Below are 274 nucleotides of genomic sequence, written 5' to 3' on the forward strand. Positions count from 1 at the left end.
ACGCCGGCGCGTCGCCGCCTGCCGCGCGCTCCATGCCGAACCGGACGCCGGGGCGTCCATCCCATGAAGCCCGGCCTGCGGGCCGACAAGGAGGGGCCGCGCGCGGCCTGATGCCATGAGTGAAGCCTTCATCTGCGATGCCGTCCGCACCCCCGTCGGGCGCTATGCCGGCGCCCTTTCCACGGTACGCGCCGACGATCTGGCCGCGATCCCCATCGCCGCCCTGATGGCGCGCAATCCGTCAGTGGACTGGGGTGCGGTGGACGACATCATT

1 protein-coding gene is annotated in these 274 nt (G+C 71.9%); it reads left to right on the plus strand.

Features of this window, described 5'->3' with window-relative positions:
* Positions 1 to 115 precede the first annotated feature (115 nt).
* On the plus strand, positions 116 to 274 hold a 159-nt coding region (locus tag V5F48_RS25135), incomplete at its 3' end, for a thiolase family protein (protein ID WP_463596448.1).

Origin of the sequence: Xanthobacter autotrophicus ATCC 700552 (assembly GCF_043194565.1) — a bacterium.
GTDB classification, from domain to species: Bacteria; Pseudomonadota; Alphaproteobacteria; order Rhizobiales; family Xanthobacteraceae; genus Xanthobacter; species Xanthobacter autotrophicus_F.